The organism is Serratia sp. CY55921 (genome assembly GCF_052167655.1).
Classification (GTDB): domain Bacteria; phylum Pseudomonadota; class Gammaproteobacteria; order Enterobacterales; family Enterobacteriaceae; genus Serratia; species Serratia ureilytica.
In genome coordinates, this window is sequence record NZ_JBJNMU010000001.1 from 106,253 (window position 1) to 131,397 (window position 25,145).

The following is a 25,145-nucleotide window of genomic DNA, read 5'->3' on the forward strand; positions in this document are numbered from 1 at the left end:
AAAATATGAACTTTCGCCTGACTGGGGTGGCATTCGCAGCGGCATTACTGGTGGGCTGTGCCAGCGCGCCAGACAATGAGCCGCAAGGGCGTTCCGATCCTCTGGAAGGATTTAACCGGACGATGTTCGACTTCAACTACAACGTCCTGGATCCTTATATCCTGCGTCCGGTCGCGGTGGCCTGGCGTGACTACGTGCCGATGCCGGCGCGTAACGGCATCAGCAACTTCACCTCCAACCTGGAAGAGCCGGCCAGCATGGTCAACGCCTTCCTGAAGGGGGATCCTTACCGCGGGATGATCCACTTCAACCGTTTCTTCCTGAACACCCTGCTCGGGATGGGCGGCCTGATCGACGTGGCCGGCATGGCCAACCCGAAACTGGCGCGCGAAGAGCCGAACCGTTTCGGCAGCACGTTGGGGCATTACGATGTGGGCTACGGTCCGTACGTGATGCTGCCGGGCTACGGCAGCTTTACCCTGCGTGAAGACGGCGGCGACTTTGCGGATACGCTGTATCCGATGCTGAGCTACCTGACTTTCTGGATGTCGGCGGGCAAATGGGTGGTCGAGGGTATCGAAACTCGCGCTCAACTGCTGGATTCCGACGGCCTGCTGCGCAACTCCTCCGATCCTTATGTCATGGTGCGCGAAGCTTACTTCCAGCGCCACGACTTCATCGCCAACGGCGGTTCGCTCAAGCCGGAAGAGAACCCGAACGCCAAGGCGATTCAGGGCGATCTGGACGAGATCGACTCGCAGTAACCGCCGGCTTTATGCCCATGAAAACCCGCCGTCTGGCGGGTTTTTTTACGCCCGCTGCGAGCGACAGGCAAAGAAAAAGCGCCCCGCGGGGCGCTTTGGCATCCATCTCAAGCGAGATTAGAAGCGGTAGTTGAAGTTGGCGCCGTACAGCCAGGCTTTACCCACCGAGTTGAAGGTGTAAGGACCTTCATTGATGGTGACTTTCTGGCCGTGCATGTAGGACACGCCGACGTCAACCGAGGCGTCTTTGTTGAACGCATAGGTAGTACCGGCACTCAGCCAGAAACGATCCTGATCGGGAATGGAAATCGAACGGTTTTGGGCAGGCACCGGGCTGTCATCGAAGGCGATACCGGTACGGAAGGTCCAGTTGTCGTCGTAGAAGTAGGTGGTGCCCAATGCGATACGGTAGGCATCGCGGAAGCCTTCATGCTTCTCGAACAGCGTCTGGCCGTTGTTGCCGGTGGCTCTCAGCTCCTGGAACTGGCTCCAACTGGTGTAGGCCAGGCTGTAGTGAACGGCCCACTGCGGCGCCACTTTGTTGTAACCGGACAGCTCCCACATTTCCGGCAGGTTCAGATCCAGAGAACCTGGAATGGTGCTGCCGCTGGTGCCCCACGGTAAACCAACGCCCAGCGCCTGGGTAATTGGGTTGTACTGTGCCGGCAGGCTGCTCTTGTAATCGCCGTCGAACTTGATTTTCACTTCAGAGCGATAGGTGAAGCCGTAACGGTTGTTTTCATCCACTTCGTAGAGAATACCGGCGTTCCAGCCGAAGCCCCATTTATCGCCTTTCAGGTGAGAAATCTGGGTATCGCCAGGGATTTGAGCGATCATTCCGGCTTGCTGCTGCGTTAATCTACCGGTTTGTAAGCCTTGAGCGGCCAATAGCTTAGGCAATTCACCGGCGTAACGCTCGAGTTTAGCCTTGGCGTAGACGGCGTCAAAGCCCAGGCCAAAGCTGAAGTGTTGGTCCAGACGATAGGCGCCGCTCAGGTTCAGGTTCAGGGTTTCCAGATCGGTTTTACCGCCGTAAGCGCCTGCGGTGTAACCGTTATTGAATTCGGTCGCCAAACCGAAGTTGCTGGTGACCGAGCCGCCTACGGCGAATTGATCGTTAATCGGGTGAACATAATGCAGGTTCGGCACCCAGGCGGTCGGCGCGATGTTTTTCGCATCCAGACTGGCGCGGGAAGGTGAGGTACCGGAAATATCTACGTCCGGATCGATGAAGACTGCGCCGAAAGAGAGTTCCGGGCGGGTATACATCATCAGCAACGCCGGGTTGCGGCTTGCGGAGGCCGCCGTATCCGCCATGGCGCCTTCGCCAGAATACGAACGTCCTAAACCAGCTGATGAGAACTCATTCAGCTGGAATCCTGCGGCAGACACGTTTGAAGAAATAATTGCCACTGCAGCTGCGAGAGCTGATTTAGTCAATAGGTTTTTCTGGCTCATGACCAAAACCTCATTATGTGTTTATTATTTAAACTATTGTTACACGAAGTAACAAGGAGCGCGGGATTGTAGGGTCCGTTATCGTTCAGACAAATCAGACCAGTGGCTGAAGTATAGGTCTGACCTGTGAAAATGTTGCAAGTTTGTTTTTGAAATATTTCCACTCTGATATCAAAAAAGAGATCTGCTTAACAAAAAGACAGTGGTAAATAACAAAATTCTTACCATTTCTTAGCAGGCGCTCATTTTTATTTGTGATTTCCATCACTTAAAACACCCAGTAAAAGTAAGTGCTAGTGATTGCCGGCTTGGGAGCGTAAAATACCCACAGAATTTCGTGGCTTTGCGCCGGTGAATAAAACGGCAATTTGGGCTGATAACAGAGGCCCTTGAGGAGAACCAATCATGTCAGATGCAATTAATAAATGCAGCGCCCAGGAAACCGCCGCGTGTTGCTGCGTGGATGTCGGCACCGTGATGGATAACACCGATTGCACCGCGTCCTACAGCCAGGTGTTCAGTAATCAACAAGATGCGGAAGCGATGCTGGCGGCCCTGAGCGAAAAGGCGCGCGCGGTCGAATCCGATCCTTGTGACATCAGCAGTAGCATTAAACCGGTTGACGGTGGCGTGCAGTTGGAGGCCGATTTCACCTTCGCCTGCCAGGCGGAAACCCTGATCTTCCAGCTCGGCCTGCGTTAATCCCCGCTTTACCCCCGGCGCCGCCTGCTGCGCGCCGGGGATTTCCTTCCCCGTGCCGCCCCGATAGAAAGTGCGCCTGCTCGCAGTTTTGATCTCTGCCGGTTTGCCAAATGTAACCGTTTGGTTAACAATGACCTCATCAGGTCAGACCTCTTTCTGCCCATTGCGCTGACGTTATTTTCTTCAGGAGCATTTATGAGTAAGGCACTGCCGTTGGTGACCCGTCATGGTGACCGCATTGCGATTGTGAATGGACTGCGTACCCCCTTTGCCAAACAGGCGACTGCCTATCACGGCATTCCGGCGGTGGATTTAGGGAAAACGGCGGTGAGCGAGCTGTTGGCGCGCAGCGGTATCGATCCGCAGCTTATCGAACAGCTGGTGTTCGGCCAGGTGGTGCAAATGCCCGAGGCGCCGAACATCGCGCGTGAGATCGTGCTTGGCACCGGCATGAGCGTCCATACTGACGCCTACAGCGTGTCGCGCGCCTGCGCCACCAGCTTCCAGGCGATCGCTAACGTGGCGGAGAGCATCATGGCCGGCAGCATCAGCGTCGGCATCGCCGGCGGGGCGGATTCGTCTTCCGTCTTGCCGATCGGCGTCAGCAAGGCGCTGGCACGCACGCTGGTGGACGTCAACAAGGCGCGTACGCTGTCGCAGCGTCTCAAACTGTTCAGCCGGCTGAAATTCCGCGATCTGATGCCGGTGCCACCGGCGGTGGCGGAGTATTCCACCGGGCTGCGCATGGGCGATACCGCCGAGCAGATGGCGAAGAGCCACGGCATCACCCGCGAGGCGCAGGATGCGCTGGCGCACCGTTCCCACGAGCTGGCGGCCAAGGCCTGGCAGCAGGGGTGGCTGCGCGATGAGGTGATGACCGCCTACGTGCCGCCGTACCGCGCACAGCTTTCTGAAGACAACAACATCCGCAAAGACTCCAGCCTGGCTTCCTACGCCAAGCTGAAACCGGCGTTCGATCGCAAGCACGGCAGCGTCACTGCGGCCAACAGCACGCCGTTGACCGACGGTGCGGCGGCGGTACTGATGATGAGCGAATCGCGCGCCAAAGAGCTGGGGCTGCAGCCGCTCGGCTATCTGCGCAGTTTCGCCTTTGCCGCCATCGACGTGTGGGAAGACATGCTGCTGGGGCCCTCCTACGCCACGCCGCTGGCGCTGGATCGCGCCGGCATCGGCCTGGCCGATCTGACGCTCATCGACATGCATGAAGCCTTCGCCGCGCAAACGCTGGCCAACCTGAAGATGTTCGCCAGCGAAGCGTTCGCCCGCGAGAAGCTTGGCCGCAGCCAGGCAATCGGCGAAGTGGACATGGACAAATTCAACGTATTGGGCGGTTCTATCGCCTATGGTCACCCGTTCGCCGCCACCGGCGCGCGCATGATTACCCAGACGCTGCGTGAGCTGAAACGCCGCGGCGGCGGGCTGGGCCTGACCACCGCCTGCGCCGCCGGCGGGTTAGGGGCCGCGATGATCGTGGAGGTGGAATGATGAGCGTCGAAAACGCATTGCACGAGCAGCGCGCCAAACCGTCGGCCTTTCAACTGACGATCCGCCCCGACAACATCGGGGTGATCACCATCGACGTGCCGGGCGACAAGGTCAATACGCTCAAGGCCGAGTTCGTCGAACAGGTTAACGACGTGCTGATCCGCGCGCAGCAGCATACTGCGCTGGAAGGGCTGGTGATCGTTTCCGGCAAGCCGGACTCGTTTATCGCCGGCGCTGATATCACCATGATCGCCGCCTGCACCAGCGCCAAAGAGGCGGAAACGCTGGCCAAGAAAGGGCAGAGCACGCTGGCGCAGATCGCCGCCTTCCCGGTACCGGTGGTGGCGGCCATCCACGGCGCCTGCCTGGGCGGCGGGCTGGAATTAGCGCTGGCCTGCCACGGCCGCGTCTGTTCGCTGGATGACAAAACCGCGCTCGGTCTGCCGGAAGTGCAGCTGGGCCTGCTGCCGGGCTCCGGTGGCACTCAGCGCCTGCCGCGCCTGATAGGCGCCGCCAAGGCGCTGGACATGATCCTGACCGGCAAGCACATTCGCGCCCGCCAGGCGTTGCGCATGGGGCTGGTGGACGACGCCGTGCCGCAATCGATTTTGCTGCAGACCGCCATCGAGCGGGTGAAACAGGGCTGGAAGCATCAGCGCGAGCTGCCGTGGCAGGATCGTCTGCTCAACGGCCCGCTGGGCAGAAATCTGCTGTTCAGCATCGTGCGCAAGAAAACGTTGGCGAAAACGCACGGTAACTACCCGGCGGCGGAGCGCATCATTCAGGTGGTGCGCACCGGGCTGGATCACGGCAGCGCCAGCGGCTATGAAGCCGAAGCGCGCGCCTTTGGCGAGCTGGCGATGACGCCGCAATCGGCGGCGTTGCGCAGCCTGTTCTTCGCTTCCACCGCGCTGAAAAAAGAGCGGGGCGGCGATGCTCAGCCGCGCGCCTTGCATCGCGTCGGCATTCTCGGCGGCGGCCTGATGGGTGGCGGCATCGCCTGCGTCACCGCCACGCGCGGCGGTTTGCCGGTTCGCATCAAAGACATCAATGAAACCGGCATCAATCATGCGCTGAAATACAGTTGGGACGTGCTCGGCAAGCGGGTGCGCAGCAAGCGCATGCGCCCGGCGGAACGGCAAAAACAGATGATGCTGATCTCCGGCTCTACCGATTACACCGGCTTCGAGCAGGTGGATATCGTGGTCGAGGCGGTGTTTGAGGATCTGGCGCTGAAGCAGCAGATGGTGGCCGAGGTCGAAGCGAACTGTGCACCGCATACCGTGTTCGCCTCCAATACTTCCTCGCTGCCTATCGGTCAAATCGCCGAACAGGCCCAGCGGCCGCAGCAGGTGATCGGTCTGCACTACTTCAGCCCGGTGGACAAAATGCCGCTGGTGGAAGTGATCCCGCACGCTGGCACAAGCGAAGAGACTATCGCGACCACCGTGGCGCTGGCGCACAAGCAGGGCAAGACCGCCATCGTGGTGGGCGACAGCGCCGGTTTTTATGTCAACCGCATCCTGGCGCCGTACATCAACGAAGCGGCGCGCTGCCTGCTGGAAGGCGAGCCCATTGAATCGCTGGACAAAGCGCTGGTGGACTTCGGCTTCCCGGTCGGCCCCATCACCCTGTTGGACGAAGTGGGCATCGACGTCGGCACCAAGATCATTCCGGTGCTGGTCGAGGCGCTGGGGCCGCGCTTCGCCGCGCCTGCCGCGTTCGATGCGGTGCTGAAGGACGGGCGCAAAGGGCGCAAGAACGGCCGTGGCTTCTATCTTTACCCGAGCGAGGGGCAGCAGCGTCAGCGGCGTAAGCGCGCGGATACCTCATTGTATACGTTGCTCGGCGTCACGCCGAAGGCGCACATGCTGCCGGCGACCATTGCCCAGCGCTGCGTGATGATGATGCTGAACGAAGCGGCGCGCTGTCTGGATGAAGGCGTGATCCGCAGCGCGCGCGACGGCGACATCGGTGCGGTATTCGGCATCGGTTTCCCGCCGTTCCTTGGCGGCCCGTTCCGCTATATGGATGAACTCGGCGCCGAGAAAGTGGTGAAGACGCTGGACTACCTGCGTCAGCAGCACGGCGAGCACTTCGCGCCGTGCGAGCGCCTGCAGCGCATGGCGCAGCAGGGCGAACGTTTTTACCCGCTGGGGAGTTGAACGCAGGGCGGCCCGATTTGCACTATAGTTGCAACAGGGCCGCGTTGTGATCGCCATCACTCCTTGCGACAGCGTCAGCCCGTGAGGCTGTACAGCAAGGCTGCGGCAGCGGTAAGTTAGCTTGAGCGCCATCAATAATTTTCATGGCGAAAAGGTTAAAATTTAACCCGTTGAATTGATTGTTCTATGAGCAATCGAGGTTTGCCCGGGGAGGATTGCTGTAAAAAACAGCGTTTTCTTTACGCAAACTTTCAGGCAAAATGCCCGGCCGCCATAAAGAGACGGCGCGTTATCGTTTTAAAGCTTTGGCTTTGGGGTTGTAAAACTCGGCGGTACAGCACGCACGGCGTTTCTGTATAGCGTTACTTTGTCAACAACAGCGGTGCAATATGCAAGTTTTGATTATGCGTCACGGAGAGGCGGCGCTCGAGGCAGCCAGCGATGCGGTAAGGCCCCTTACCCTGTGCGGCCGCGACGAGTCCCGTCAGATGGCGGCCTGGTTGAACACCAAGTCTGTAGATATTGAACGCGTGCTGGTCAGCCCCTATCTGCGGGCCGAACAGACGCTGGCGACGGTGCGTGAAGCCTTGACGCTGCCGGAGGGCGAAGAAGTGCTGCCCGAACTGACGCCGGGCGGGAACGCCGAACAAGTCGGCAGCTATCTTCAGGCGCTGGCGATGCAAGGGGTGAGCTCGGTGCTGATCGTGTCGCACCTGCCGCTGGTGGGGTATCTGGTGGCGGAACTGTGTCCGGGCGAGTGCCCGCCGATGTTCGCGACCTCGGCGATCGCCAACGTCGATCTGCCGGCGGACGGCAGCTACGGCAAATTTGAATGGCAGGTCAGCCCGTCGCAGGTGATGGCCAAAGTGTGAGCCGCGGATGCGGTGCGGAATAAACTCAGGGCGATGTTTGACATCGCCCTGAGTCGTTTCTGCGGGAGGCTATTCTGCCAGCTCCACCAACAGCAGGACGGCGGCGTTGCCGCCCCATTCCTTCGGCGCCTGATGGAACGCCAGCACGTCGGGATGCTGCGCCAGCCACAGCGGCGTTTGCTGTTTGAGAATGTGTTTGCCGTGCCCGTGCATCACGCAGGCACAGTGTACATGCTCGCGTTTGCAGGCGGCGATCAGCGCCCCCAATTCCTGCTTGGCCTGCAGCTGAGTCAGGCCGTGCAAATCAAGAAACAGCTCCGGCGAATAATCGCCGCGTCGCAGCTTCTTCAGCTCATACGGGCTGCTGCCGGGGCGCACGTAGCGCGTCGGGCCTTCCTCTTCCAACTGCGGCTGATATTCATCTGAAAAATAATAGCTGGCATCGACCTGCTCCTGCAGCAGCCGCTGCGGCGCGACCTGTTTGACCTTGAGCTTCGGCGGGCGGTGGACGATGGTGTCCTGGCGCAGCTTTTTTGCGCCTGCCACCGACTCTCTGAAGAGCTGTTGTTCGTCTTTGCTCAGAGGGGGCTTGTTCTTCATGCTTCATTCACCGGAAATCGTTTATTTCGCTAGTTTACCTTGTGAATGAGCGCTGTCGACGCAAAACTCGGGCCAGAGTGAAAAGCGCGAGGGGCGCGCGTGATTTGTCGCGGGCTTCATGGCAAACTATGCGGCTAAATCATGAAACACAGCGCCTGCCGGAGGGCAAATTGGACAAAATTTTCGTCGACGAAGCAGTGAACGAACTGCACACCATTCAAGATATGCTGCGCTGGACGGTAAGCCGTTTCAACGCCGCCAATATCTATTATGGTCACGGAACCGACAATCCGTGGGACGAAGCGGTGCAATTGGTGCTGCCAAGCCTGTTTCTGCCGTTGGACATTCCGGAGGACATGCATACCGCTCGTCTGACTTCCAGCGAGCGCCATCGCATCGTTGAGCGCGTGATCCGCCGCGTCAACGAGCGTATCCCGGTCGCCTACCTGACCAACAAGGCCTGGTTCTGCGGCATGGAATTCTACGTCGACGAACGCGTGCTGGTGCCGCGCTCGCCGATCGGCGAGTTGATCAACGATCGTTTCAGCGCGCTGATCCCGCACCCGCCGCGCCATATTCTCGACATGTGCACCGGCAGCGGCTGCATCGCCATCGCCTGTGGCTACGCTTTCCCGGAAGCGGAAGTGGACGCGGTGGACATCTCCAGCGAAGTGCTGGCGGTGACCGAGCGCAATATTCAGGCGCACGGCGTCGAGCACCAGGTGATCCCGATCCGTTCCGATCTGTTCCGCGACGTTCCCGCGATCCAGTACGATCTGATCGTCACCAACCCGCCGTACGTCGATGCGGAAGACATGTCGGATCTGCCGCAGGAGTTCCGCTTTGAGCCGGAACTGGGGCTGGCGGCGGGCAGCGACGGCCTGAAGCTGGTGCGCCGCATCCTGGCCTGCGCGCCGGACTACCTGACCGACGACGGCGTGCTGATTTGTGAAGTGGGCAACAGCATGGTACATCTGATGGAACAATATCCGGACATCCCGTTCACCTGGCTGGAATTCGAAAACGGCGGCGACGGCGTGTTCATGCTGACCAAACAGCAGCTGGTGGATTGCAAGGATCACTTCAGCCTCTATCGCAGCTAAGCCGCATTTCCAAGGCCCGCATGGCGGGCCTCATAACGATAAAAGACTAACGGTAAGGAGCCGTGATGGCAGGAAACAGTATTGGGCAGATTTTCCGCGTCACCACCTTCGGTGAATCTCACGGGGTGGCGCTGGGTTGTATCGTCGACGGCGTGCCGCCCGGCATCCCGCTCACCGAAGCCGATTTGCAACACGATCTGGACCGCCGTCGTCCGGGCACCTCGCGTTACACCACCCAGCGTCGCGAACCGGATCAGGTGCGCATTCTCTCCGGCGTATTCGAAGGCGTGACCACCGGCACCAGCATCGGTCTGATCATTGAAAACACCGATCAGCGCTCGCAAGACTACAGCGCCATCAAAGACGTGTTCCGTCCCGGGCATGCCGACTACACCTACGAACAGAAATACGGTCTGCGCGACTATCGCGGCGGCGGCCGCTCTTCGGCGCGTGAAACCGCCATGCGCGTCGCGGCGGGCGCTATCGCCAAGAAATACCTGCAGCAGAAGTTCGGCGTGCAGGTGCGCGGCTATCTGGCGCAGATCGGCGACGTGACCTGCGAGCTGAAAGACTGGGATCAGGTCGAACAGAACCCGTTCTTCTGCCCGGATCCGGACAAGCTGGAAGCGCTGGACGAACTGATGCGCGCGCTGAAAAAAGAGGGTGACTCCATCGGCGCCAAGGTCAGCGTGATTGCGGAAAACGTGCCGGTTGGCCTGGGCGAGCCGGTGTTTGACCGCCTCGATGCCGATCTGGCGCACGCGCTGATGAGCATCAACGCGGTGAAAGGCGTGGAGATCGGCGACGGATTCGCCGTGGTGACCAAACGCGGCAGCGAAAACCGCGATGAAATCACCCCGGAAGGCTTCCAAAGCAACCATGCTGGCGGCATTCTCGGCGGCATCAGCAGCGGCCAACCGGTGATCGCGCATCTGGCGCTGAAGCCAACCTCCAGCATCATGGTGCCGGGCCGCACCATCAATCGCCACGGGGAAGCGGTGGAAATGGTGACCCGCGGTCGCCACGATCCGTGCGTGGGCATCCGCGCCGTACCGATCGCCGAAGCGATGATGGCGATCGTGTTGATGGATCACCTGCTGCGCCAGCGTGCGCAAAACGGTGATGTGGTTTCCGACGTGCCTCGCTGGTAATCGCCATGAAAAACTGGATGTTGGGCCTGGTGGCCCTGACGGCCTCCGCTTCCGCCATGGCGCTGACGCCGTGGCAGAAAATCGACCATCCGGTGGCCGGCGCGCCGCAGGCGGTGGGCGGTTTCGCCAACGGCTGCATCATCGGCGCGCAGCCGTTGCCGCTGAATTCACCGGACTATCAGGTGATGCGTACCGACCAGCGCCGCTATTTCGGCCATCCGGATCTGCTGGCGTTCATACAGCGTCTCAGCAGCAAAGCGAACCAGAAAGCGCTGGGCACGGTGCTGATCGGCGACATGGCGATGCCGGCCGGCGGGCGCTTCAGCAGCGGCCACGCCAGCCACCAGTCTGGGCTCGACGTCGACATCTGGCTGCAGCTGCCGCGCCAACGCTGGAGCGCGCAGCAATTGCTCAAGCCGCAGCCGATCGACCTGGTGTCGGGCGACGGCAAACAGGTGGTGGCCAGCCAATGGCAACCGCAGATTGAGTCGCTGATCAAACTGGCGGCGCAGGATGCGGACGTGACGCGCATCTTCGTCAACCCGGCGATCAAGCAGCGTCTGTGCCTGGACGCCGGCGCCGATCGCGCCTGGCTGCACAAGGTGCGGCCGTGGTTCGGCCACCGTGCGCACATGCACGTGCGTCTGCGTTGTCCGGCCGGCAGCCTGGAGTGCCAGGAGCAGGATACGCCGCCGCCGGGCGATGGCTGCGGCGCCGAACTGGCGAGCTGGTTCGTACCGCATCAGCCGAACGCGAAGCCGGGCAAACCCGTGCCGCCGCCGTTACCGCCTACCTGTCAGGCATTGCTGGATCACCATTTCTCAGCGGAATAACACATGGACTGGTTCGTCATTGGCCCCGAGATGCTCGGGGTGTTGTTTGCGGTAGCGCTGCTGGCGGGGTTTATCGACTCCATCGCCGGCGGCGGCGGATTACTGACGGTGCCGGCCTTGCTGGCAGTGGGGGTTCCTCCGGCGCAGGCGCTGGCGACCAATAAGCTGCAGTCGGTCGGCGGCTCTTTCTCCGCCAGTCTGTACTTCATTCGTCGGCGAGCGGTGAACCTCAACGACCAGAAGCTGACGATTTTTCTGACGCTGATCGGCTCGATCGCCGGTGCGATTCTGGTGCAGCACATGCGCGCCGATTTGCTGCGGCAGATGTTGCCGCTGCTGGTGATCGGCATTGGTCTCTATTTCTTGTTGATGCCGCGACTGGGTGAGGAAGATCGTCAACGCCGCCTCGGCGCCTTGCCGTTCGGGCTGGTAGCCGGCGGTTGCGTCGGGTTTTACGACGGTTTCTTCGGCCCCGGCGCCGGCTCATTCTACGCGCTGGCCTATGTGACGCTGTGCGGTTTTAACCTCGCCAAGTCCACGGCGCATGCCAAGGTGCTGAACTTCACCTCCAACGTCGGCGGGCTGGCGCTGTTCATCATCGGCGGCAAGGTGGTGTGGAGCATCGGTCTGGTGATGCTGGTGGGGCAGGTGCTGGGGGCGCGTCTGGGGGCGCACATGGTGCTGACCCGCGGGCAGAAGCTGATTCGGCCGATGATCGTGATCGTCTCGCTGGTGATGAGCCTCAAGCTGCTGTACGACAATCACGGCGCGGAAATTCAGCAGTGGTTGACCGCCTTGGTGCACGGTTAAAGATGAAGAGGGGGCGTTGCTTACGCGCCCTGTCTTATCGGGTATAATGGCCTCTTTATTTTTGTGGTTATAGAGTTTTTATGTCAGACACGCAGACCCGTCATCGCTATGAACAGCTGATCGAGATCTTCAATCAGTGCTTCAGCGATGACTACAACACCCGCCTGGTGAAGGGCGACGACGAACCTATCTACCTGCCGGCCGACGACGAATTGCCGTATCACCGCATCGTGTTCGCCCACGGCTTCTACGCCAGCGGCCTGCATGAAATTTCGCACTGGTGCATCGCCGGCGAAGCGCGCCGCCAACTGGTGGACTTCGGTTACTGGTATTGCCCGGACGGGCGCGACGCGCAAACCCAGAGTGAATTCGAAGCGGTGGAGATCAAACCGCAGGCGCTGGAATGGATGTTCTGCGTGGCGGCCGGTTTCCCGTTCAACGTCAGCTGCGACAACCTGAACGGCGATTGCGAACCGGATCGCATCGCGTTCCAACGCAAGGTGCGCGCCCGGGTATTGGCGCTGCTGGAGCAGGGAATACCCACAAGGCCTGCGCGCTTTATTCAGGCGTTGCAATCGTTCTACAATACGCCACCGTTGGCGGCCGAGCACTTTCCGTATCCGGAAGATCTCAACTGACGCCACAGCCCGTTATTTAATGAGGAAATTTGATGATCGCAGAATTTGAAGCGCGCATTTTGGCGCTGATTGATGACATGGTAGAGCACGCCAGCGATGATGAACTGTTTGCCGGTGGCTACCTGCGCGGTCATCTGACGCTGGCGGTGGCCGAGGCGGAAGAGCAGGGCGAACACACCGCCGAAGCGCTGAAAACGCGGGTGGAGGAGAGCCTGCACAAAGCGATCGCCGCCGGGGAACTCTCGCCGCCGGATCAGATCCTGGTGCGCGGCATGTGGGAAAACCTCTATCAGGCTGCAACCCCTGCCGCCTGATCGTCATGCCGGGGCGCGTCGCCGCGCCCCTCAAGGTTGATTAAACCGCACGTCCTTTCAGCAATTTCCGCACCCACATCCGATTCGGATTCAACGCCGCCAGCAGGCGCGCATCACCCGGCAACGGTTCGCCGAACAGCTGCGCCGCCAAAATTTCCGCCGCCAACGGCGCCGAGCACAAGCCGCGCGAGCCTAACCCGCCGATAGCGAACAGACCGGGATAGACCGGCGCATCGGCGACGGTTTCGCCGCGCTGGTTCTGCCGCTGCAAATCCTGATACTGTGCCAGCGTGGCCTGATAGTCCGGCAGCGCGCCGACCATCGGCAAATGATCGCGGGTGGCGCTGCGCACGCCGCAGCGCGCCTGATGAGCGCTGACGTCCACCTGCTGCGGCCAGGACTGCTCCGGTAGACAGCGCAGCAGGCGCTCGCGGTTCTCCTGTTGCTCCTGCTCGCGGTAGTCGGTGGCGATGTCGCCGCGCTGGTAGCTGGCGCCAATGCAGTGGTGGCCGTTGTTGGCATTAACCGGCGTCAGGTAGCCGTCGTAACACAATACCTGTTTCAATTGACCGAGGGCCGGCGAGCTTGGGATATGCGACACCTGCCCGCGTACCGAATACAGCGGCAGGGCTTCCGTCGGCGCCAGTTCGGCCAACCGATGGCCGTTGGCCAGGATCACCGTCGCATGGCATCGGCTGTCGCCGTTGGCGAAATCGATGCGCCAGCCGTTTTCTTCCTGCGTCAGCCTCTGTGCATCGTGCCGGTAGTGGCAGACCAAGCCCTGACGCTGCGCCAGCGCGATAGCGCCGCGCGTCAGCTCGGCCGGGCAGAGCCAGCCGCCTAGCGGGTAGGTGATGCCGCCAAAGCCGGTATCAACACCGCACCGTTCGCTGAGCGTCTCGCGGTCGGCCGCCATCGCCAAGGCCTGCGGCCAGTCGGTTTTCAGCATATTGGCGATCTTGGCGCCGCTCTTTTCGTCATAGGCCAACTGGCTGACGCCGCACCACTGGTGATCAAAGGCGACGCCTTGTTGCAACAGGGCATCGTACTGGCGGCGGGCGAAGGGAAACGCGGCGCTGAAAAAGCTCTCCAGCGCGTCGCCGCTGCCGTTCAGCAAAGGATAAATCGCGCCCTGGCGGTTGCCGGATGCGCCCTCGGCCGCCTGCTCATCGGCGCAGTACAGCGTGACGGTGGCGCCGCGGCGCAGCAAGGCCAGCGCGGTGAGCGCGCTGGCGACGCCGCCGCCGATCAGGGCGATGTCGGCGGTGTTATCCGTCGCCGGGCGTCGATACCAGGGCGCCGGATGTGCGGCGGGCTGCGCATCGGCCGGGAGCTCGCCGGCGAGCATCTCACGCTTTTGGCCGAAGCCTTTGCAGCGGTTGACCTGAAAACCGGCCTGTTGCAAGCCGCGGCGCACGAAGCCGGCGGCGGTAAAGGTGGCGAAGCTGCCTCCCGGCCGGGCGAAGCGCGCCATGGCGACGAACAGTTGATCGGTCCACATGTCGGGGTTTTTTGCCGGCGCGAAACCGTCGAGGAACCAGGCATCCACCTGGTTATTCATGCTGGCGTCAAACTGCGGCAGCAGATCGTTGACGTCGCCGAACCACAGATCGAGCGTAATGCGGCCTTCGGCTAACAGCAGGCGATGGCAACCCGGCAACGGCAGCGGCCACTGGGCGCGCAGCTCGTCGGCATAAGGCGCCAACTCCGGCCAGCGTGCATGCGCCGCCGCCAGGTCAGCCTGCTGCAGGGGGAATTTTTCGAAGCTGATAAAGTGCAGGCGCTGCAGCGTCGCGTCCGGCTCGGCTTGACGGAAGCCGGCGAAGGCCTGCCACAGCGTGAGGAAATTGAGCCCGGTGCCGAACCCGGTTTCCGCCACGACAAACAGCGAACGCGGATGGGCGGCGAAACGTTGCGGCAGCCGATTGCCGTGCAGGAAGACGTAGCGAGTTTCTTCCAGCCCATCCTGATTGGAAAAATAGACGTCATCAAACTGTTTCGAAACAGGTGTACCCTGTTCGTTCCAGGTTAGCGTTGCGGTTTGGATGGGGGCGTGGTTCACGGTCAATGGCTCGAAATTCAAGGGATGCCGCGAATTCTAACGGCGCTGGCGCCCCGGCGCAAACTGGACAACAATAAAGCTGAAAAACGCTGATCGGACTTGTTCGGCTTACATCTGTACGCTAAAGTGCGATGCAAAATCCCGTAGGTAAATAGTGGAAGAGGTATTGAATGAAACGTGCAGTGATTACTGGCCTGGGAGTTGTCTCCAGCATTGGTAATAACCAGCAGGAGGTCCTGGCAAGCCTGCAGGAAGGACGTTCTGGGATCACTTTCTCCCAGGAGCTGAAAGATTCCGGCATGCGTAGTCACGTATGGGGGCAAGTTAAGCTCGACACTACCGGCCTGATCGACCGCAAGGCGGTGCGTTTCATGAGCGACGCTTCCATTTATGCCTTCCTGGCGATGCAAGAAGCGATCGCGTCTTCCGGACTGAAGGAAGAAGAGTATCAAAACAACCCGCGCGTAGGCCTGATCGCCGGTTCCGGCGGCGGTTCTCCGCGCTTCCAGGTGTTCGGCGCCGATGCGATGCGCAGCCCGCGCGGCCTGAAAGCGGTTGGCCCGTACGTGGTGACCAAGGCCATGGCTTCCGGCGTTTCCGCCTGCCTGGCAACGCCGTTCAAAATCCACGGCGTGAACTACTCCATCAGCTCCGCTTGCGCCACCTCCGCGCACTGCATCGGCAACGCGGTTGAGCAAATCCAGCTGGGCAAACAGGACATCGTGTTCGCCGGCGGCGGCGAAGAGCTGTGCTGGGAAATGGCCTGCGAGTTCGATGCGATGGGCGCGTTATCCACCAAATACAACGACACGCCGGAAAAAGCGTCCCGCACCTATGACGCCGATCGTGACGGTTTCGTCATCGCCGGCGGCGGCGGCATGGTGGTGGTTGAAGAGCTGGAGCACGCGCTGGCGCGCGGCGCGCACATCTATGCGGAAATCGTCGGCTACGGCGCGACTTCCGACGGCGCCGACATGGTTGCCCCTTCGGGTGAAGGCGCAGTGCGCTGCATGAAGATGGCGATGCAGGATCTGGATGCGCCGATCGATTACATCAACGTGCACGGCACCTCTACGCCGGTAGGCGACGTGAAAGAGCTGGGCGCCATTCGTGAAGTGTTCGGCGACAATACCCCGGCCATCTCCTCCACCAAGGCGATGACCGGCCACTCGCTGGGCGCCGCGGGCGTGCAGGAAGCGATCTACAGCCTGCTGATGCTGGAGCACGGCTTTATCGCACCGAGCATCAACATCGAAACCCTGGATGAACAGGCGGCCGGCATGAACATCGTGACTCAGCCGACCCAGCGCGAGCTGACCACCGTGATGTCCAACAGCTTCGGCTTCGGCGGTACCAACGCCACGCTGGTGATGCGCAAACTGGCGAAATAATCCCGCCGGCACGTCATTCCGCCAAAAAGCCCGCGTTTTCGCGGGCTTTTTACTGCCCGAAGCCCACCGGCCGGGCGCTCGGAGTTTTCCCAAATCACATCCCCTGACACATCATTACCTCGCCATTACACGCGTTGGGCATACAATAGCCAGGTAGCGTGATTATCGCTCGGCGTAGCTTTCTAAAGTGATCGAACATTGAGGCAAGAAGTATGAAAAAGTTAATTGCGGTTGGGTTACTGTCGGCCGTGTTGGCCGGATGCGCCACCGATTCTCCCTGCGTGCCGGTCTACGATGACCAGGGGCGTCTGGTGCACACCAACACCTGTATGAAGGGCACCACTCAGGATAACTGGGAAACCGCGGGCGCGATCGCCGGCGGTGCGGCGGCGGTTGCCGGTCTGACCCTCGGTATCATCGCGCTGACCAAGTGATCGGCGCGGAACAGGAATAAGCCCGGCCATTGCGCGCCGGGCTTTTTTATCTCACTGCACTAAAAATGCTTTGAACTGCGGCGTCATCACGGCGCTGAAACCGTCGTCGGTTTTGCTGATCAGGTAGACCGCCAGCCCTTTCTCTTCTGCGAGCTGCAACGCTTTCTCCGGGCCCAGCACCATCAAGCCGGTATCCCAGCCGTCGGCCTCGAGTGCGGTCGGGGCGATCACCGTGGCGGAAACCAGTCGGTGGTTTATCGGCCTGCCGGTGGTCGGATCGATGACATGGGAGTAACGCTGGCCGTTTTGTTCGAAGTAGTTGCGGTAGCTGCCGGCGGTGCTGATGCCGTAACCGTGCAGATCCACCAGCGCCTGCACCGCATTTTCACGATCGGTCGGCTTTTGGATCGCCACCCGCCAGGGTTTGCCCTGGCCGTTGACGCCGCGTGAAGAGACCGCGCCGCCTACCGACACCAGGTAGTTGGTAATGCCGTGACGGTTCATCAGGCGCACCAGCTCATCGGCACCATAGCCTTCGCCCAGCGTCGAGAGATCGACATACATGCCCGGCAGATCTTTTTGCAGCCACTCCCCGCGATTGTCGCTGATCAGCTTTAGGTGCTGCAGGCCGATGTTCTGCTTCGCCGCGTCGATCTGCGCCTGTTCCGGCACCTTGACCGGATGCTTGTCTGGGCCGAACCCCCACAGGTTCACCAGTGGGCCGACGGTGATGTCCATGGCGCCGCCGGTATCGCGGCCGATGCGTTGGGCCATCAATACGATGTCCGCCATGCCGCGCGGGATAGGCTGCGGCTCGAGGCTGGCGCTGCGGTTAAACCGCGACAGCACCGAATCGGCGCGGTAGGTAGAGATATCGTCGTTGGCCCGTTCGAGCACCGTGTCGATCTGCCGCTGCAGCTCTTGTTTGCCGATCGCGACGTCACCGCTGACCTTAACGCTGTAGAAGGTGCCCATGGTCTTGCCGTCGATATCGATTTGCGGGCGAGAGGCGGGATCGTCACAGGCGGCGAGCAGGGCGCATAAGGCGCTGAGCAACGCCCCTTTAGCGAGCAGGGAAGCCATAACATGTCCTTTGAAAACCGTGAAAGCCGCTACAAATAAAGTAAAGCGCGGCAAATGAAAAGCGGATAAAGGTAAAATAGCATTTTGCTGGCGCTGAAGCCGCGTCTGAGCTAACGTCTGCCCATTCTTTTCGGTGAGGTTCACACTGCCGCTATGAGTTCAACCGCCATTTCTCGGCTTATCCACCCCTTTGTCAAAGATCGCTTCTTGCATACATTGCTGCTGGCCGGCGTGGTGATGTTCGCTTTTCATCCGCAACCGCTGTCGGCGCTGGGTGGTTTCATCGACTGCCGTACCCTCATCACCCTGTTGGGGCTGATGCTGCTGACCAAAGGGGTGGAGGTCAGCGGCTACTTCGATTTTGTCGGCCGCAAGATTATCAACCGCTTGCACAGCGAACGGCGGCTGGCGCTGTTCCTGGTGTTTTCCGCCGCGCTGCTGTCGTCGTTTCTTACTAACGATGTGGCGCTGTTTATCGTCATTCCGCTCACCATCACGCTGAAAAAGCTGTCGGCGCTGCCGGTGGGCCGTTTGATCATCTTTCAGGCGCTGGCGGTGAACGCCGGTTCGCTGCTGACGCCGATCGGCAACCCGCAAAATATCCTGCTGTGGAGCCGCTCCGGCCTTTCTTTCCTCGGCTTCATCGGCCAGATGGCACCGTTTGGCGCCGCGATGATGCTGAGCCTGTTGGCGTTGACCTGGTTCAGCTTCCCGGCGCGCGACATCGTGAAAACGCCGAATACCGAGGGCTACCCCTATCAACGGCCGCTGTTGCTGAGCTGCGTGGGGCTGTATGCGATCTTCCTGCTGTGCCTGGATATCGGTCTGCCGCTGTATGGGCTGCTGGCGGTGTTCGCCGGCTTTTTGTTGCTGGCGCGCCGGGTGCTGTTGCAGATCGACTGGAGTCTGATTTTCGTGTTCGCCGCCATGTTCATCGATGTCGGCCTGTTTACCCGTTTGCCGCCGCTTCAGCCGGCGTTCGCCGCCATCGCCGGGCTGAGCGAGGGGAGCGTGTATGCGTTGGGCGTCGGGCTGTCGCAGATCGTCAGCAACGTGCCGGCCACCATACTGTTGCTCAACTATGTGCCCTCGAGCGCTCAGTTGGCCTATGCGGTCAACGCCGGCGGCTTCGGGTTGGCGATCGGATCGCTCGCCAACCTGATTGCGCTGCGCATGACGGGGGAGCGCAAGATCTGGTTGCGCTTCCACTATTATTCGCTGCCGCTGTTGGTATGGGCCGCGTTGCTCGGCTGGGTGATGAGCTAAGCCGGTTGGCCGCTTTGTCGCGCGGCCAGCAGGCAAATGCTGCGGGTCACCTGATAGGATTTCACGAAGGCGCTGACGGGTAAAAACTCGAAGCGCGAGTGGAAGTTATGCGCGCCGGTGAAGTAATTGGGCGTCAGGATGCCACGGCTGGAGAGCGCCGCGCCGTCGGTGCCGCCGCGCATCGGGATCACCTTCGGCGGGATGCCGTGGGCGGCGAGGGCGCCGAAGATCAGATCGATGGCGCGCCGGTCCTCGCCGATGGCGTTGCTGATGTTGCTGTAGATGTCGCTGACGCTGCAGCTGACGTTGGCCCGCGGATAGTTGGCCGCCACCTGGCGCACGGTCTCCTCAAGGCGGGCTTTGCGTGCCTCGAACGCCGCGCGATCGAAGTCGCGAATCGACACCTTCAGCGTCGCCTGATTGGCGTTGGCGGCCAGATCGGTGAACCAGAAATAGCCCTCGCGCCCTTCGGTGTGCTCCGGAGTATCCTGCACATCGAATCGGTTAATGATGTCGTTGGCGATGCGTATCGGGTTGATTAATACGTTTTTCGCCGACATCGGGTGGGCGGTCACCCCCTCGATGCGGATCTCCGCCGCCGCCGCGTTGAAATTCTCGTACACCACTTCACCCAGTTCGCAGCAGTCGATGGTGTAGGCGAAATCGACGGGGAAACGCTGCAGATCCAGCGCCTTGGCGCCGCGCAGGCCGATTTCTTCGTCCGGCACGAACGCCACCACGATATCGCCGTGGCGATCGGCCGCGGTCAGGTTGGCCAGCAGCGTCATCACCACGGTGACTGCCGCCTTATTGTCGGCGCCCAGCACGCTGGTGCCGTCGCTGAACAGGATCTCTTCGTTCCGGTAGGGCAGGATCTCCGGATGCTCGGCGGTACGCAGCCAGATGTCCTGCTCGGCATTCAGGCATAAATCCTCGCCGGTGAAGCGCAGGCGCTGCGGGCGAATCTCGGGCGACAGGCCGACGTCCACGGTGTCGATATGCGTGATGAAGCCGATGCGCGGCGCGCCGGGTTGGGTGCCGGGCTTGCGGGCGGTCACGGTGGCGTGCTCGTCGATTTGAACGTCGGCCAGGCCGAGCCGGCGCAGCTCGTCCGCCAACAGTTGCGCCATCTCATGCTGCCCCGGCGTGCTGGGCAGGGCGGTTGCGGCGGCGTCGCTCTGGCTGGTCACCGCCAGATAGCGGAAGAAACGTTCGGTAAGCTGTTCGGCAATCGGGCTGGTCATCGGAACTCCTCGCGGTTGGCAATCTACCGGTTTTAAAACGAAATCAGCCGATTGTCCAACGGCGCAATGCGTAAACCGCCAGAATGCGAAGCATCGCGCAGAAACGAAAAATAGCGGTGCAACTAGGAAATAGTCGCAGGTTTCTGCGGCAAAATCGGTGTTAGCTGTGGGCCGGGAAGCGCCCGCATAACACTTATCTGTCCCTCAAGGAGAATTCATGCACACCGGTCACGCTTTGCTCATCACCTTACTGTCCCTGGGCATCTCTCACAGCGCCTGGTCGTCCGCCGATACCGGGCACGCCAACAGCAACGCCAACAGCCGCGAGGTGGCCAGCGCGTTGGGCGGCCTGAAGAACAAAACCTACGAACTGGAACAGGCGCCGAAGATCCGCGTCGCCAGCTTCAATATCGCCGCCGGCAAGGTCAGCGACATGACCGCTATCGCCAAGGCGATTCGCGCGATGAACGTCGACGTGGTGGCGCTGCAGGAGGTGGATAAACTCACCGCCCGCAGCGGGCGGGTCGATCAGGCGGCGGAACTGGCGAAGCTGACCGGCATGCAGGCGGTGTTCGGCCGGGCGATCGATTTCGACGGCGGTGAATACGGACTGGCGTTTCTCTCGAAGTATCCGCTGCACGACGCCGTGATCTATCCGTTGCCGTCCGGCCAGCGCGAGCAGCGCATCGCCTTCAGCGCCAAGGTTGATGTGCCGGAGTTCCCGACGCCGATCACCCTGTTCAACACCCACCTCGATACCAAGGAAGATCCGACGATGCGTCTGGATCAGGTGCGGGAGCTGAACGATCGCACCATCGAAGTGCGCGGCATCAAACTGCTGTTCGGCGACATGAACGACGTGCCGGGCAGCGTCACCTGGCTGGAGCTGAGCCGCTATTGGAACGATATCATGCCCAATGGGCAAGATGGCCGCAGCTGGCCGGCGGAAAACGCCGAAATCAAGGTGGATTACATCTTTAGCGGCAATGCGCAGCGTTGGCATCTGGACAGCCTGACGGTGCCGAACGCCAGCGGCGATTGGAACGGCGTGCACTGGCCGGCGGTGAGCGATCACCTGCCGCTGGTGGCGGAGATGCGCCTGACCGAGCAATAAGCCGGCCGGCGTCTCTCCGGGGCAGGGCTAAGCCGCGGCGATCCGCGCCAGCCGCTCGACGGCGCTGCGGATCTCGCCCGGCGTCAGGGCCGAAAAACCCAGCAGCCAGCCGTCGCGCTGGGCCTGAATCGTTTGGTATTGCGCCGTTAACCCGGGCGTAAGGACGCCGAGCCGCCGCGCCTGTTGGCTGAGCGCCGCCTCCCGGCCGGGCGGCAGCCAAACGCTGAGCTGCAGGCCGCCGGCGGCGGGAGCGGCCGTGGCGAAGTGGCTCAGCTTTTCGCGCACTTCCGTCAGCAGCACATCGCGCCGGCTGTGGTAGAGCTGGCGCATGTAACGAATATGCGCGGCGAAGTGCCCCTGGCGGATGAACTCGGCGGTCACCGCCTGCATCAATTGCGCGCTGTGGCCGTCATAGACCGTGCGTGCGGTGACGAAGGGGGCGACCAGCGCGGGCGGCACGATCAGGTACGCCAGCCGCAGCGAAGGGAACAACGATTTGGAGAAGGTGCCGAGATAGAGCACCCGGCCATGGCGATCCAGGCCTTGCATCGCCGGAATCGGCAGCCCGTCGTAGTGAAACTCGCTGTCGTAATCGTCCTCAATGATCCAGGCCTGTTGCCGCTCCGCCTGCGCCAGCAACGCTAAGCGGCGTGCCAGGCTGAGGGCCGCGCCGGTCGGGTATTGGTGCGAGGGCGTCAGATAAATCAAACGCGGATCGGGCAAGGAAGGTTCTGCTCGCAGGCCATCGCCGTCTACCGCCACCGGCGTCAGCGTGGCGCCGGCGCTGATAAAGGCGTTTCTCGCCCCGGCGTAACCCGGCTCTTCCATCCAGACGCTGTCGCCGCTGTCCAACAGTAAGGTGGCGATCATTTGCAGCGCCTGCTGCGAACTGGTCAGCACGATAACCTGGCTCGCATCGCAGACTACGCCACGCGTTTGGTTGACGTGGGTGGCAATGGCTTCGCGCAGCGGCAGATAGCCTTGCGGATCGCCGTAGCGCAGCAGGCTTTCCCCCTGCAGGCGCAGGCGTTGAGCGGTCAACTGCTTCCACAGGGCCAGCGGAAACGCGCGCAGGTCCGGCGAGCCGGCAGCGAAGGCCTGAGGGTTCTGCGGATCGCGGCAGCCGCCGGTGTGCACGATCTGTTGGCCGCGCAGCGAAAGGCGCGGCATGGCGGTGCGGGTCGCCGGCGGCGGCGATTTGGCGATGCGGATAGCCACAAATGTGCCCTGGCCGACGCGGCGCTGCAAATACCCCTCCGCCTCCAACTGGCCGTACGCTGCTTCGACGGTCACCCTTGAGAGGTTCAGATCCCCAGCCAGCACTCGGCTGGAGGGCAGCCGTTGCCCAACGCTCAATGCGCCGTGGTGGATGGCCTGCCGCAATGCCGCACACAGACGATCGCGCAGCGTGCCGATGGCCTGGGGCGATTGCTGAAACAGCGTGATCAGCGTGTGCCGCATAATGGGTCTTATCATGAGTAAAAAATGGGTATCAATCATAAGACCAAAATCGGGCACTATTGTCATCTGTCTTGATCAACGGGAGTGAGTGATATGTCGAAAGAATCCTTGGTGCTGGCCTTTCCGCCGGCAGCGCCGGAAGAGAGCCTGGCCTATCTGGCGGCCAAGCTGAGCCGCTATGCGGATGCCTGGGACGTGGCGGAAGATTTGCGCAATGGCGTGGACGGGATGGTGGTGATCGACACCCGTGCGGAGGCGCTGTACGCCGCCGGGCATATCCCCGGCGCGCTCAGCTTGCCGCATCGCCTGATGGATGAAGCCGGCACGGCGCACCTGGATCGCCAAAAGGTGTATGTGACCTACTGCGACGGCATCGGCTGCAACGGTTCCACCAAAGGCGCCTACAAGCTGGCGAAGTTGGGGTTTAGGGTGAAGGAGTTGATTGGCGGGCTGGATTTCTGGCTGCGCGACGGCCATCCGTTGGCCATCGGCGAACTGCCGGGGTCACTGCGCTCCCGGGCGGCCGCAGCGGACTGCGGCTGCGCCTGAGGCGTTAAAACACCAGCGCCAGCACGACGGCCAGCGTCAACAGCAGCAGGATCAGCGCCACGGCGGGCTTGCTCAGCGCTTTTTGCAGCGGCAGAGGCAGGGCGGCGATCAGCGGGTTGAGCAGCGGCTGCGGTTCGACAGGGGGGCTGGCGATCGGCTGCGCCTGGCCGGCTTTCTCCAGACGGCGGGCAAACAGCTGATGAATGGCGTCGCTCATTTGCGGATGCGTCAGCGGCGCGTTGGCGCCGCAGTTGAAGCGCGTCTGGCAATAGTCGTTCATCTGCTGCAGTTCTTGCTCATCCGCCGGCTGTTTGAGCGCCGCCAGCAGGTTGTTCAGCGTTGGCGCGTTCTGCGGGCTGAGCGCCACCTTCACCTGTAAAAACTGGTTCAGCAGCTGGAAGTGGCGCGCCGGCAGCGGATCGTTGGTTTTCACGCCCACCAGATCGAACAGCGTTTGCCAAATTTTAGCCGGCGCTTCACCGGTCGCGGCGCTGAGTTTGGTGACCTGCTGCTGCAGGCTTTGATGCTCTGCGGGCAGCAGCGGGCGATCGCTGGTGGCGGTTTGCTGCGGTTGGGGAATGGTCAGGCCGCCGGTCTGCAACAGATTCAGCACCTGCTGCAGCTGCGGTGGGCTTAGCTGGCTCAACACCGTATGGCCGAACCGTTGACGAATAAAGTCACTGACCGCCTGGCGATTATTGCCCTGCGGCAGCAACTCGGCCAGCTGTTGCAGCAGTTGGCGCCCGGCATGGTTTTGCTGCGCCTGCGTCAGGCGCGTTTGCAGCAGCTGTTCCGCCGGTTGAAAATGGCGCGCCAGCAGTTCGCCGCCTTTGTCGGCGCCGAGATCGTGACGCAGAGACGCCCAGATCTCCGCCGATTTTACCGGGCTGAGCGTCATGATTTTCACGATCAGTTTTTCCAGCGTTGTGCGCTGCGCCGGAGAGAGGGGTTGATCGTCAGTGGCCGCCGTTTTGCCCGGGGAAGGGGGGCGCTCGCCGGCGATTGGGGTGCCCGGCCCACTCAAAGGTTGCATATCACCAGTCCTTCGCTGTGTATCCCCGCAGTGTGCCTGGAGGAGAGAATCGTCATTGTACCCGGCGAAAAGCGCAGGCTTACCCTCTATGATACCTGTAATTCGCCGCCATCAATACCGCCGCTCAGACATTTCTTTACCGACAAAACGTTGCTAATCGCGTCTGCGCCGCTAAGATAACCCCAGATCTGAACATGAGGATGGCATGGTTAAACGGCAGCGGATTGCAAAATGGTTTTTATGCCTGGCTTGCCTGGTGGTGCTGACGTGCATGACCCAGCGCATGGCGGGCCTGCATGCGCTGCAGCAAACGCTGGGGATCCCGGCCGCCACCGCCGTTCAATCCAGCGACGCCGCCGCCGAAGCGCAGCCGACGCCCTGTGAACTGAGCGCCAAATCATTGCTGGCCGCGCCGCCGGTAATGTTCGAAACCGTGCTGTTCGGGCTGGGTCTGCTGCTGGCGCTGTTGGCGCCGACCATTGCCGCGCGTCTGCGCATTCCTCCTCCTCGCGCCATTTCTCCGCCCACCCTCAGGGTGCACCTACGATTATGTGTCTTCCGTGAATGAGTTAATCGCCCGTTTTTCGCGGTG

24 protein-coding genes are annotated in these 25,145 nt (G+C 61.4%); 17 read left to right on the forward strand and 7 right to left on the reverse strand.

The annotated features are described in order from the left end of the window. Nucleotides 1-5 precede the first annotated feature (5 nt). A complete protein-coding gene (gene mlaA, locus ACJ8M3_RS00575) occupies nt 6-764 on the forward strand; it encodes a phospholipid-binding lipoprotein MlaA (protein WP_033643913.1) in 759 nt (252 codons plus the stop codon). Between the two features lie 117 nt (nt 765-881). Here the strand turns inward: mlaA and fadL are convergent, their stop codons facing one another. Then, the gene (gene fadL / locus ACJ8M3_RS00580; RefSeq protein ID WP_042785124.1) at nt 882-2,222 is read right to left on the reverse strand and encodes a long-chain fatty acid transporter FadL; all 1,341 of its coding nucleotides are present in this window, start codon (nt 2,220-2,222) and stop codon (nt 882-884) included. A gap of 405 nt (nt 2,223-2,627) precedes the next feature. Between fadL and ACJ8M3_RS00585 the strand changes: the two genes are divergently transcribed. The 4 genes from ACJ8M3_RS00585 (at nt 2,628) to sixA (ending at nt 7,467) form a co-directional block, all read left to right on the forward strand. After that, entirely contained in the window at nt 2,628-2,924 is a 297-nt protein-coding gene (locus tag ACJ8M3_RS00585) for a YfcZ/YiiS family protein (protein ID WP_072145088.1), read from the forward strand. A 195-nt stretch (nt 2,925-3,119) separates the two neighbouring features. After that, nucleotides 3,120-4,430 (forward strand): acetyl-CoA C-acyltransferase FadI, encoded by a 1,311-nt coding sequence (gene fadI, locus ACJ8M3_RS00590; RefSeq protein ID WP_089197277.1) that lies wholly within the window; start codon nt 3,120-3,122, stop codon nt 4,428-4,430. Further along, complete coding sequence (fadJ, locus tag ACJ8M3_RS00595; protein WP_089197276.1) at nt 4,430-6,595, forward strand: fatty acid oxidation complex subunit alpha FadJ; 2,166 nt, start codon at nt 4,430-4,432, stop codon at nt 6,593-6,595. The genes fadI and fadJ overlap by 1 nt, the downstream gene beginning before the upstream one ends. A gap of 389 nt (nt 6,596-6,984) precedes the next feature. Further along, nucleotides 6,985-7,467, forward strand: coding sequence for a phosphohistidine phosphatase SixA (gene sixA / locus ACJ8M3_RS00600; RefSeq protein ID WP_004936230.1), 483 nt, complete (start codon nt 6,985-6,987; stop codon nt 7,465-7,467). A 69-nt stretch (nt 7,468-7,536) separates the two neighbouring features. On the opposite strand, the gene smrB is transcribed toward sixA, so the two are convergent. Next, nucleotides 7,537-8,067, reverse strand: a complete 531-nt coding sequence (smrB, locus tag ACJ8M3_RS00605) for an endonuclease SmrB (RefSeq protein ID WP_025303720.1) — start codon at nt 8,065-8,067, stop codon at nt 7,537-7,539. A gap of 170 nt (nt 8,068-8,237) precedes the next feature. Between smrB and prmB the strand changes: the two genes are divergently transcribed. The 6 genes from prmB to ACJ8M3_RS00635 all read left to right on the forward strand — a co-directional run bounded on the left by prmB (nt 8,238) and on the right by ACJ8M3_RS00635 (nt 12,916). Next, complete coding sequence (gene prmB, locus ACJ8M3_RS00610) at nt 8,238-9,170, forward strand: 50S ribosomal protein L3 N(5)-glutamine methyltransferase (protein WP_025160157.1); 933 nt, start codon at nt 8,238-8,240, stop codon at nt 9,168-9,170. 65 nt (nt 9,171-9,235) lie between these two features. Beyond that, complete coding sequence (gene aroC / locus ACJ8M3_RS00615) at nt 9,236-10,321, forward strand: chorismate synthase (protein WP_033643909.1); 1,086 nt, start codon at nt 9,236-9,238, stop codon at nt 10,319-10,321. Between the two features lie 5 nt (nt 10,322-10,326). Continuing rightward, nucleotides 10,327-11,154, forward strand: coding sequence for a penicillin-insensitive murein endopeptidase (gene mepA / locus ACJ8M3_RS00620; RefSeq protein ID WP_025303719.1), 828 nt, complete (start codon nt 10,327-10,329; stop codon nt 11,152-11,154). 3 nt (nt 11,155-11,157) lie between these two features. Further along, complete coding sequence (locus ACJ8M3_RS00625; RefSeq protein ID WP_025303718.1) at nt 11,158-11,964, forward strand: sulfite exporter TauE/SafE family protein; 807 nt, start codon at nt 11,158-11,160, stop codon at nt 11,962-11,964. An 80-nt stretch (nt 11,965-12,044) separates the two neighbouring features. Next, nucleotides 12,045-12,602: an elongation factor P hydroxylase gene (locus tag ACJ8M3_RS00630; protein ID WP_033643908.1), complete on the forward strand. Its 558-nt coding sequence runs from the start codon at nt 12,045-12,047 to the stop codon at nt 12,600-12,602. Between the two features lie 32 nt (nt 12,603-12,634). Then, nucleotides 12,635-12,916, forward strand: coding sequence for a YfcL family protein (locus tag ACJ8M3_RS00635; RefSeq protein WP_089197275.1), 282 nt, complete (start codon nt 12,635-12,637; stop codon nt 12,914-12,916). A 40-nt stretch (nt 12,917-12,956) separates the two neighbouring features. Here the strand turns inward: ACJ8M3_RS00635 and mnmC are convergent, their stop codons facing one another. After that, a complete protein-coding gene (gene mnmC / locus ACJ8M3_RS00640; RefSeq protein WP_089197704.1) occupies nt 12,957-14,978 on the reverse strand; it encodes a bifunctional tRNA (5-methylaminomethyl-2-thiouridine)(34)-methyltransferase MnmD/FAD-dependent 5-carboxymethylaminomethyl-2-thiouridine(34) oxidoreductase MnmC in 2,022 nt (673 codons plus the stop codon). 170 nt (nt 14,979-15,148) lie between these two features. Between mnmC and fabB the strand changes: the two genes are divergently transcribed. Continuing rightward, the gene (fabB, locus tag ACJ8M3_RS00645; RefSeq protein ID WP_016926857.1) at nt 15,149-16,369 is read left to right on the forward strand and encodes a beta-ketoacyl-ACP synthase I; all 1,221 of its coding nucleotides are present in this window, start codon (nt 15,149-15,151) and stop codon (nt 16,367-16,369) included. A gap of 212 nt (nt 16,370-16,581) precedes the next feature. Next, nucleotides 16,582-16,803 carry a hypothetical protein gene (locus ACJ8M3_RS00650; protein WP_004936201.1) on the forward strand — a complete coding sequence of 74 codons (222 nt, stop codon included), beginning with the start codon at nt 16,582-16,584 and terminating at the stop codon, nt 16,801-16,803. Nucleotides 16,804-16,854: 51 nt separating this feature from the next. On the opposite strand, the gene apbE is transcribed toward ACJ8M3_RS00650, so the two are convergent. Further along, complete coding sequence (apbE, locus tag ACJ8M3_RS00655) at nt 16,855-17,886, reverse strand: FAD:protein FMN transferase ApbE (protein WP_047025285.1); 1,032 nt, start codon at nt 17,884-17,886, stop codon at nt 16,855-16,857. A gap of 153 nt (nt 17,887-18,039) precedes the next feature. On the opposite strand from apbE, the gene ACJ8M3_RS00660 reads away from it, so the two are divergent. Beyond that, the gene (locus ACJ8M3_RS00660) at nt 18,040-19,152 is read left to right on the forward strand and encodes an SLC13 family permease (protein ID WP_089197274.1); all 1,113 of its coding nucleotides are present in this window, start codon (nt 18,040-18,042) and stop codon (nt 19,150-19,152) included. On the opposite strand, the gene pepT is transcribed toward ACJ8M3_RS00660, so the two are convergent. Continuing rightward, entirely contained in the window at nt 19,149-20,396 is a 1,248-nt protein-coding gene (gene pepT / locus ACJ8M3_RS00665) for a peptidase T (protein WP_042785118.1), read from the reverse strand. The two genes, ACJ8M3_RS00660 and pepT, sit on opposite strands and share 4 nt — an antisense overlap. Before the next feature lie 217 nt (nt 20,397-20,613). On the opposite strand from pepT, the gene ACJ8M3_RS00670 reads away from it, so the two are divergent. Then, nucleotides 20,614-21,510 carry an endonuclease/exonuclease/phosphatase family protein gene (locus ACJ8M3_RS00670; RefSeq protein WP_016926861.1) on the forward strand — a complete coding sequence of 299 codons (897 nt, stop codon included), beginning with the start codon at nt 20,614-20,616 and terminating at the stop codon, nt 21,508-21,510. A 27-nt stretch (nt 21,511-21,537) separates the two neighbouring features. On the opposite strand, the gene pdxR is transcribed toward ACJ8M3_RS00670, so the two are convergent. Further along, a complete protein-coding gene (gene pdxR, locus ACJ8M3_RS00675) occupies nt 21,538-22,971 on the reverse strand; it encodes a MocR-like pyridoxine biosynthesis transcription factor PdxR (RefSeq protein WP_199560468.1) in 1,434 nt (477 codons plus the stop codon). 93 nt (nt 22,972-23,064) lie between these two features. Between pdxR and ACJ8M3_RS00680 the strand changes: the two genes are divergently transcribed. After that, nucleotides 23,065-23,520, forward strand: coding sequence for a rhodanese-like domain-containing protein (locus ACJ8M3_RS00680; RefSeq protein ID WP_033643902.1), 456 nt, complete (start codon nt 23,065-23,067; stop codon nt 23,518-23,520). 4 nt (nt 23,521-23,524) lie between these two features. Here ACJ8M3_RS00680 and flk read toward each other — a convergent pair whose 3' ends face one another. Then, nucleotides 23,525-24,553 (reverse strand): flagella biosynthesis regulator Flk, encoded by a 1,029-nt coding sequence (flk, locus tag ACJ8M3_RS00685; RefSeq protein ID WP_089197272.1) that lies wholly within the window; start codon nt 24,551-24,553, stop codon nt 23,525-23,527. A gap of 205 nt (nt 24,554-24,758) precedes the next feature. Between flk and ACJ8M3_RS00690 the strand changes: the two genes are divergently transcribed. Beyond that, nucleotides 24,759-25,121 carry a hypothetical protein gene (locus tag ACJ8M3_RS00690; RefSeq protein WP_033639760.1) on the forward strand — a complete coding sequence of 121 codons (363 nt, stop codon included), beginning with the start codon at nt 24,759-24,761 and terminating at the stop codon, nt 25,119-25,121. The last annotated feature ends 24 nt before the right edge of the window (nt 25,122-25,145 follow it).

What these genes read in the sequence shown, in the direction of transcription:
- mlaA (WP_033643913.1), top strand. Translation starts at nt 6, where the DNA reads ATGAACTTTCGCCTGACTGGGGTGGCATTCGCAGCGGCATTACTGGTG.
- fadL (WP_042785124.1), bottom strand. Translation starts at nt 2,222, where the DNA reads ATGAGCCAGAAAAACCTATTGACTAAATCAGCTCTCGCAGCTGCAGTG.
- ACJ8M3_RS00585 (WP_072145088.1), top strand. Translation starts at nt 2,628, where the DNA reads ATGTCAGATGCAATTAATAAATGCAGCGCCCAGGAAACCGCCGCGTGT.
- fadI (WP_089197277.1), top strand. Translation starts at nt 3,120, where the DNA reads ATGAGTAAGGCACTGCCGTTGGTGACCCGTCATGGTGACCGCATTGCG.
- fadJ (WP_089197276.1), top strand. Translation starts at nt 4,430, where the DNA reads ATGAGCGTCGAAAACGCATTGCACGAGCAGCGCGCCAAACCGTCGGCC.
- sixA (WP_004936230.1), top strand. Translation starts at nt 6,985, where the DNA reads ATGCAAGTTTTGATTATGCGTCACGGAGAGGCGGCGCTCGAGGCAGCC.
- smrB (WP_025303720.1), bottom strand. Translation starts at nt 8,067, where the DNA reads ATGAAGAACAAGCCCCCTCTGAGCAAAGACGAACAACAGCTCTTCAGA.
- aroC (WP_033643909.1), top strand. Translation starts at nt 9,236, where the DNA reads ATGGCAGGAAACAGTATTGGGCAGATTTTCCGCGTCACCACCTTCGGT.
- mepA (WP_025303719.1), top strand. Translation starts at nt 10,327, where the DNA reads ATGAAAAACTGGATGTTGGGCCTGGTGGCCCTGACGGCCTCCGCTTCC.
- ACJ8M3_RS00625 (WP_025303718.1), top strand. Translation starts at nt 11,158, where the DNA reads ATGGACTGGTTCGTCATTGGCCCCGAGATGCTCGGGGTGTTGTTTGCG.
- ACJ8M3_RS00630 (WP_033643908.1), top strand. Translation starts at nt 12,045, where the DNA reads ATGTCAGACACGCAGACCCGTCATCGCTATGAACAGCTGATCGAGATC.
- ACJ8M3_RS00635 (WP_089197275.1), top strand. Translation starts at nt 12,635, where the DNA reads ATGATCGCAGAATTTGAAGCGCGCATTTTGGCGCTGATTGATGACATG.
- fabB (WP_016926857.1), top strand. Translation starts at nt 15,149, where the DNA reads ATGAAACGTGCAGTGATTACTGGCCTGGGAGTTGTCTCCAGCATTGGT.
- ACJ8M3_RS00650 (WP_004936201.1), top strand. Translation starts at nt 16,582, where the DNA reads ATGAAAAAGTTAATTGCGGTTGGGTTACTGTCGGCCGTGTTGGCCGGA.
- apbE (WP_047025285.1), bottom strand. Translation starts at nt 17,886, where the DNA reads ATGGCTTCCCTGCTCGCTAAAGGGGCGTTGCTCAGCGCCTTATGCGCC.
- ACJ8M3_RS00660 (WP_089197274.1), top strand. Translation starts at nt 18,040, where the DNA reads ATGAGTTCAACCGCCATTTCTCGGCTTATCCACCCCTTTGTCAAAGAT.
- pepT (WP_042785118.1), bottom strand. Translation starts at nt 20,396, where the DNA reads ATGACCAGCCCGATTGCCGAACAGCTTACCGAACGTTTCTTCCGCTAT.
- ACJ8M3_RS00670 (WP_016926861.1), top strand. Translation starts at nt 20,614, where the DNA reads ATGCACACCGGTCACGCTTTGCTCATCACCTTACTGTCCCTGGGCATC.
- pdxR (WP_199560468.1), bottom strand. Translation starts at nt 22,971, where the DNA reads ATGCGGCACACGCTGATCACGCTGTTTCAGCAATCGCCCCAGGCCATC.
- ACJ8M3_RS00680 (WP_033643902.1), top strand. Translation starts at nt 23,065, where the DNA reads ATGTCGAAAGAATCCTTGGTGCTGGCCTTTCCGCCGGCAGCGCCGGAA.
- flk (WP_089197272.1), bottom strand. Translation starts at nt 24,553, where the DNA reads ATGCAACCTTTGAGTGGGCCGGGCACCCCAATCGCCGGCGAGCGCCCC.
- ACJ8M3_RS00690 (WP_033639760.1), top strand. Translation starts at nt 24,759, where the DNA reads ATGGTTAAACGGCAGCGGATTGCAAAATGGTTTTTATGCCTGGCTTGC.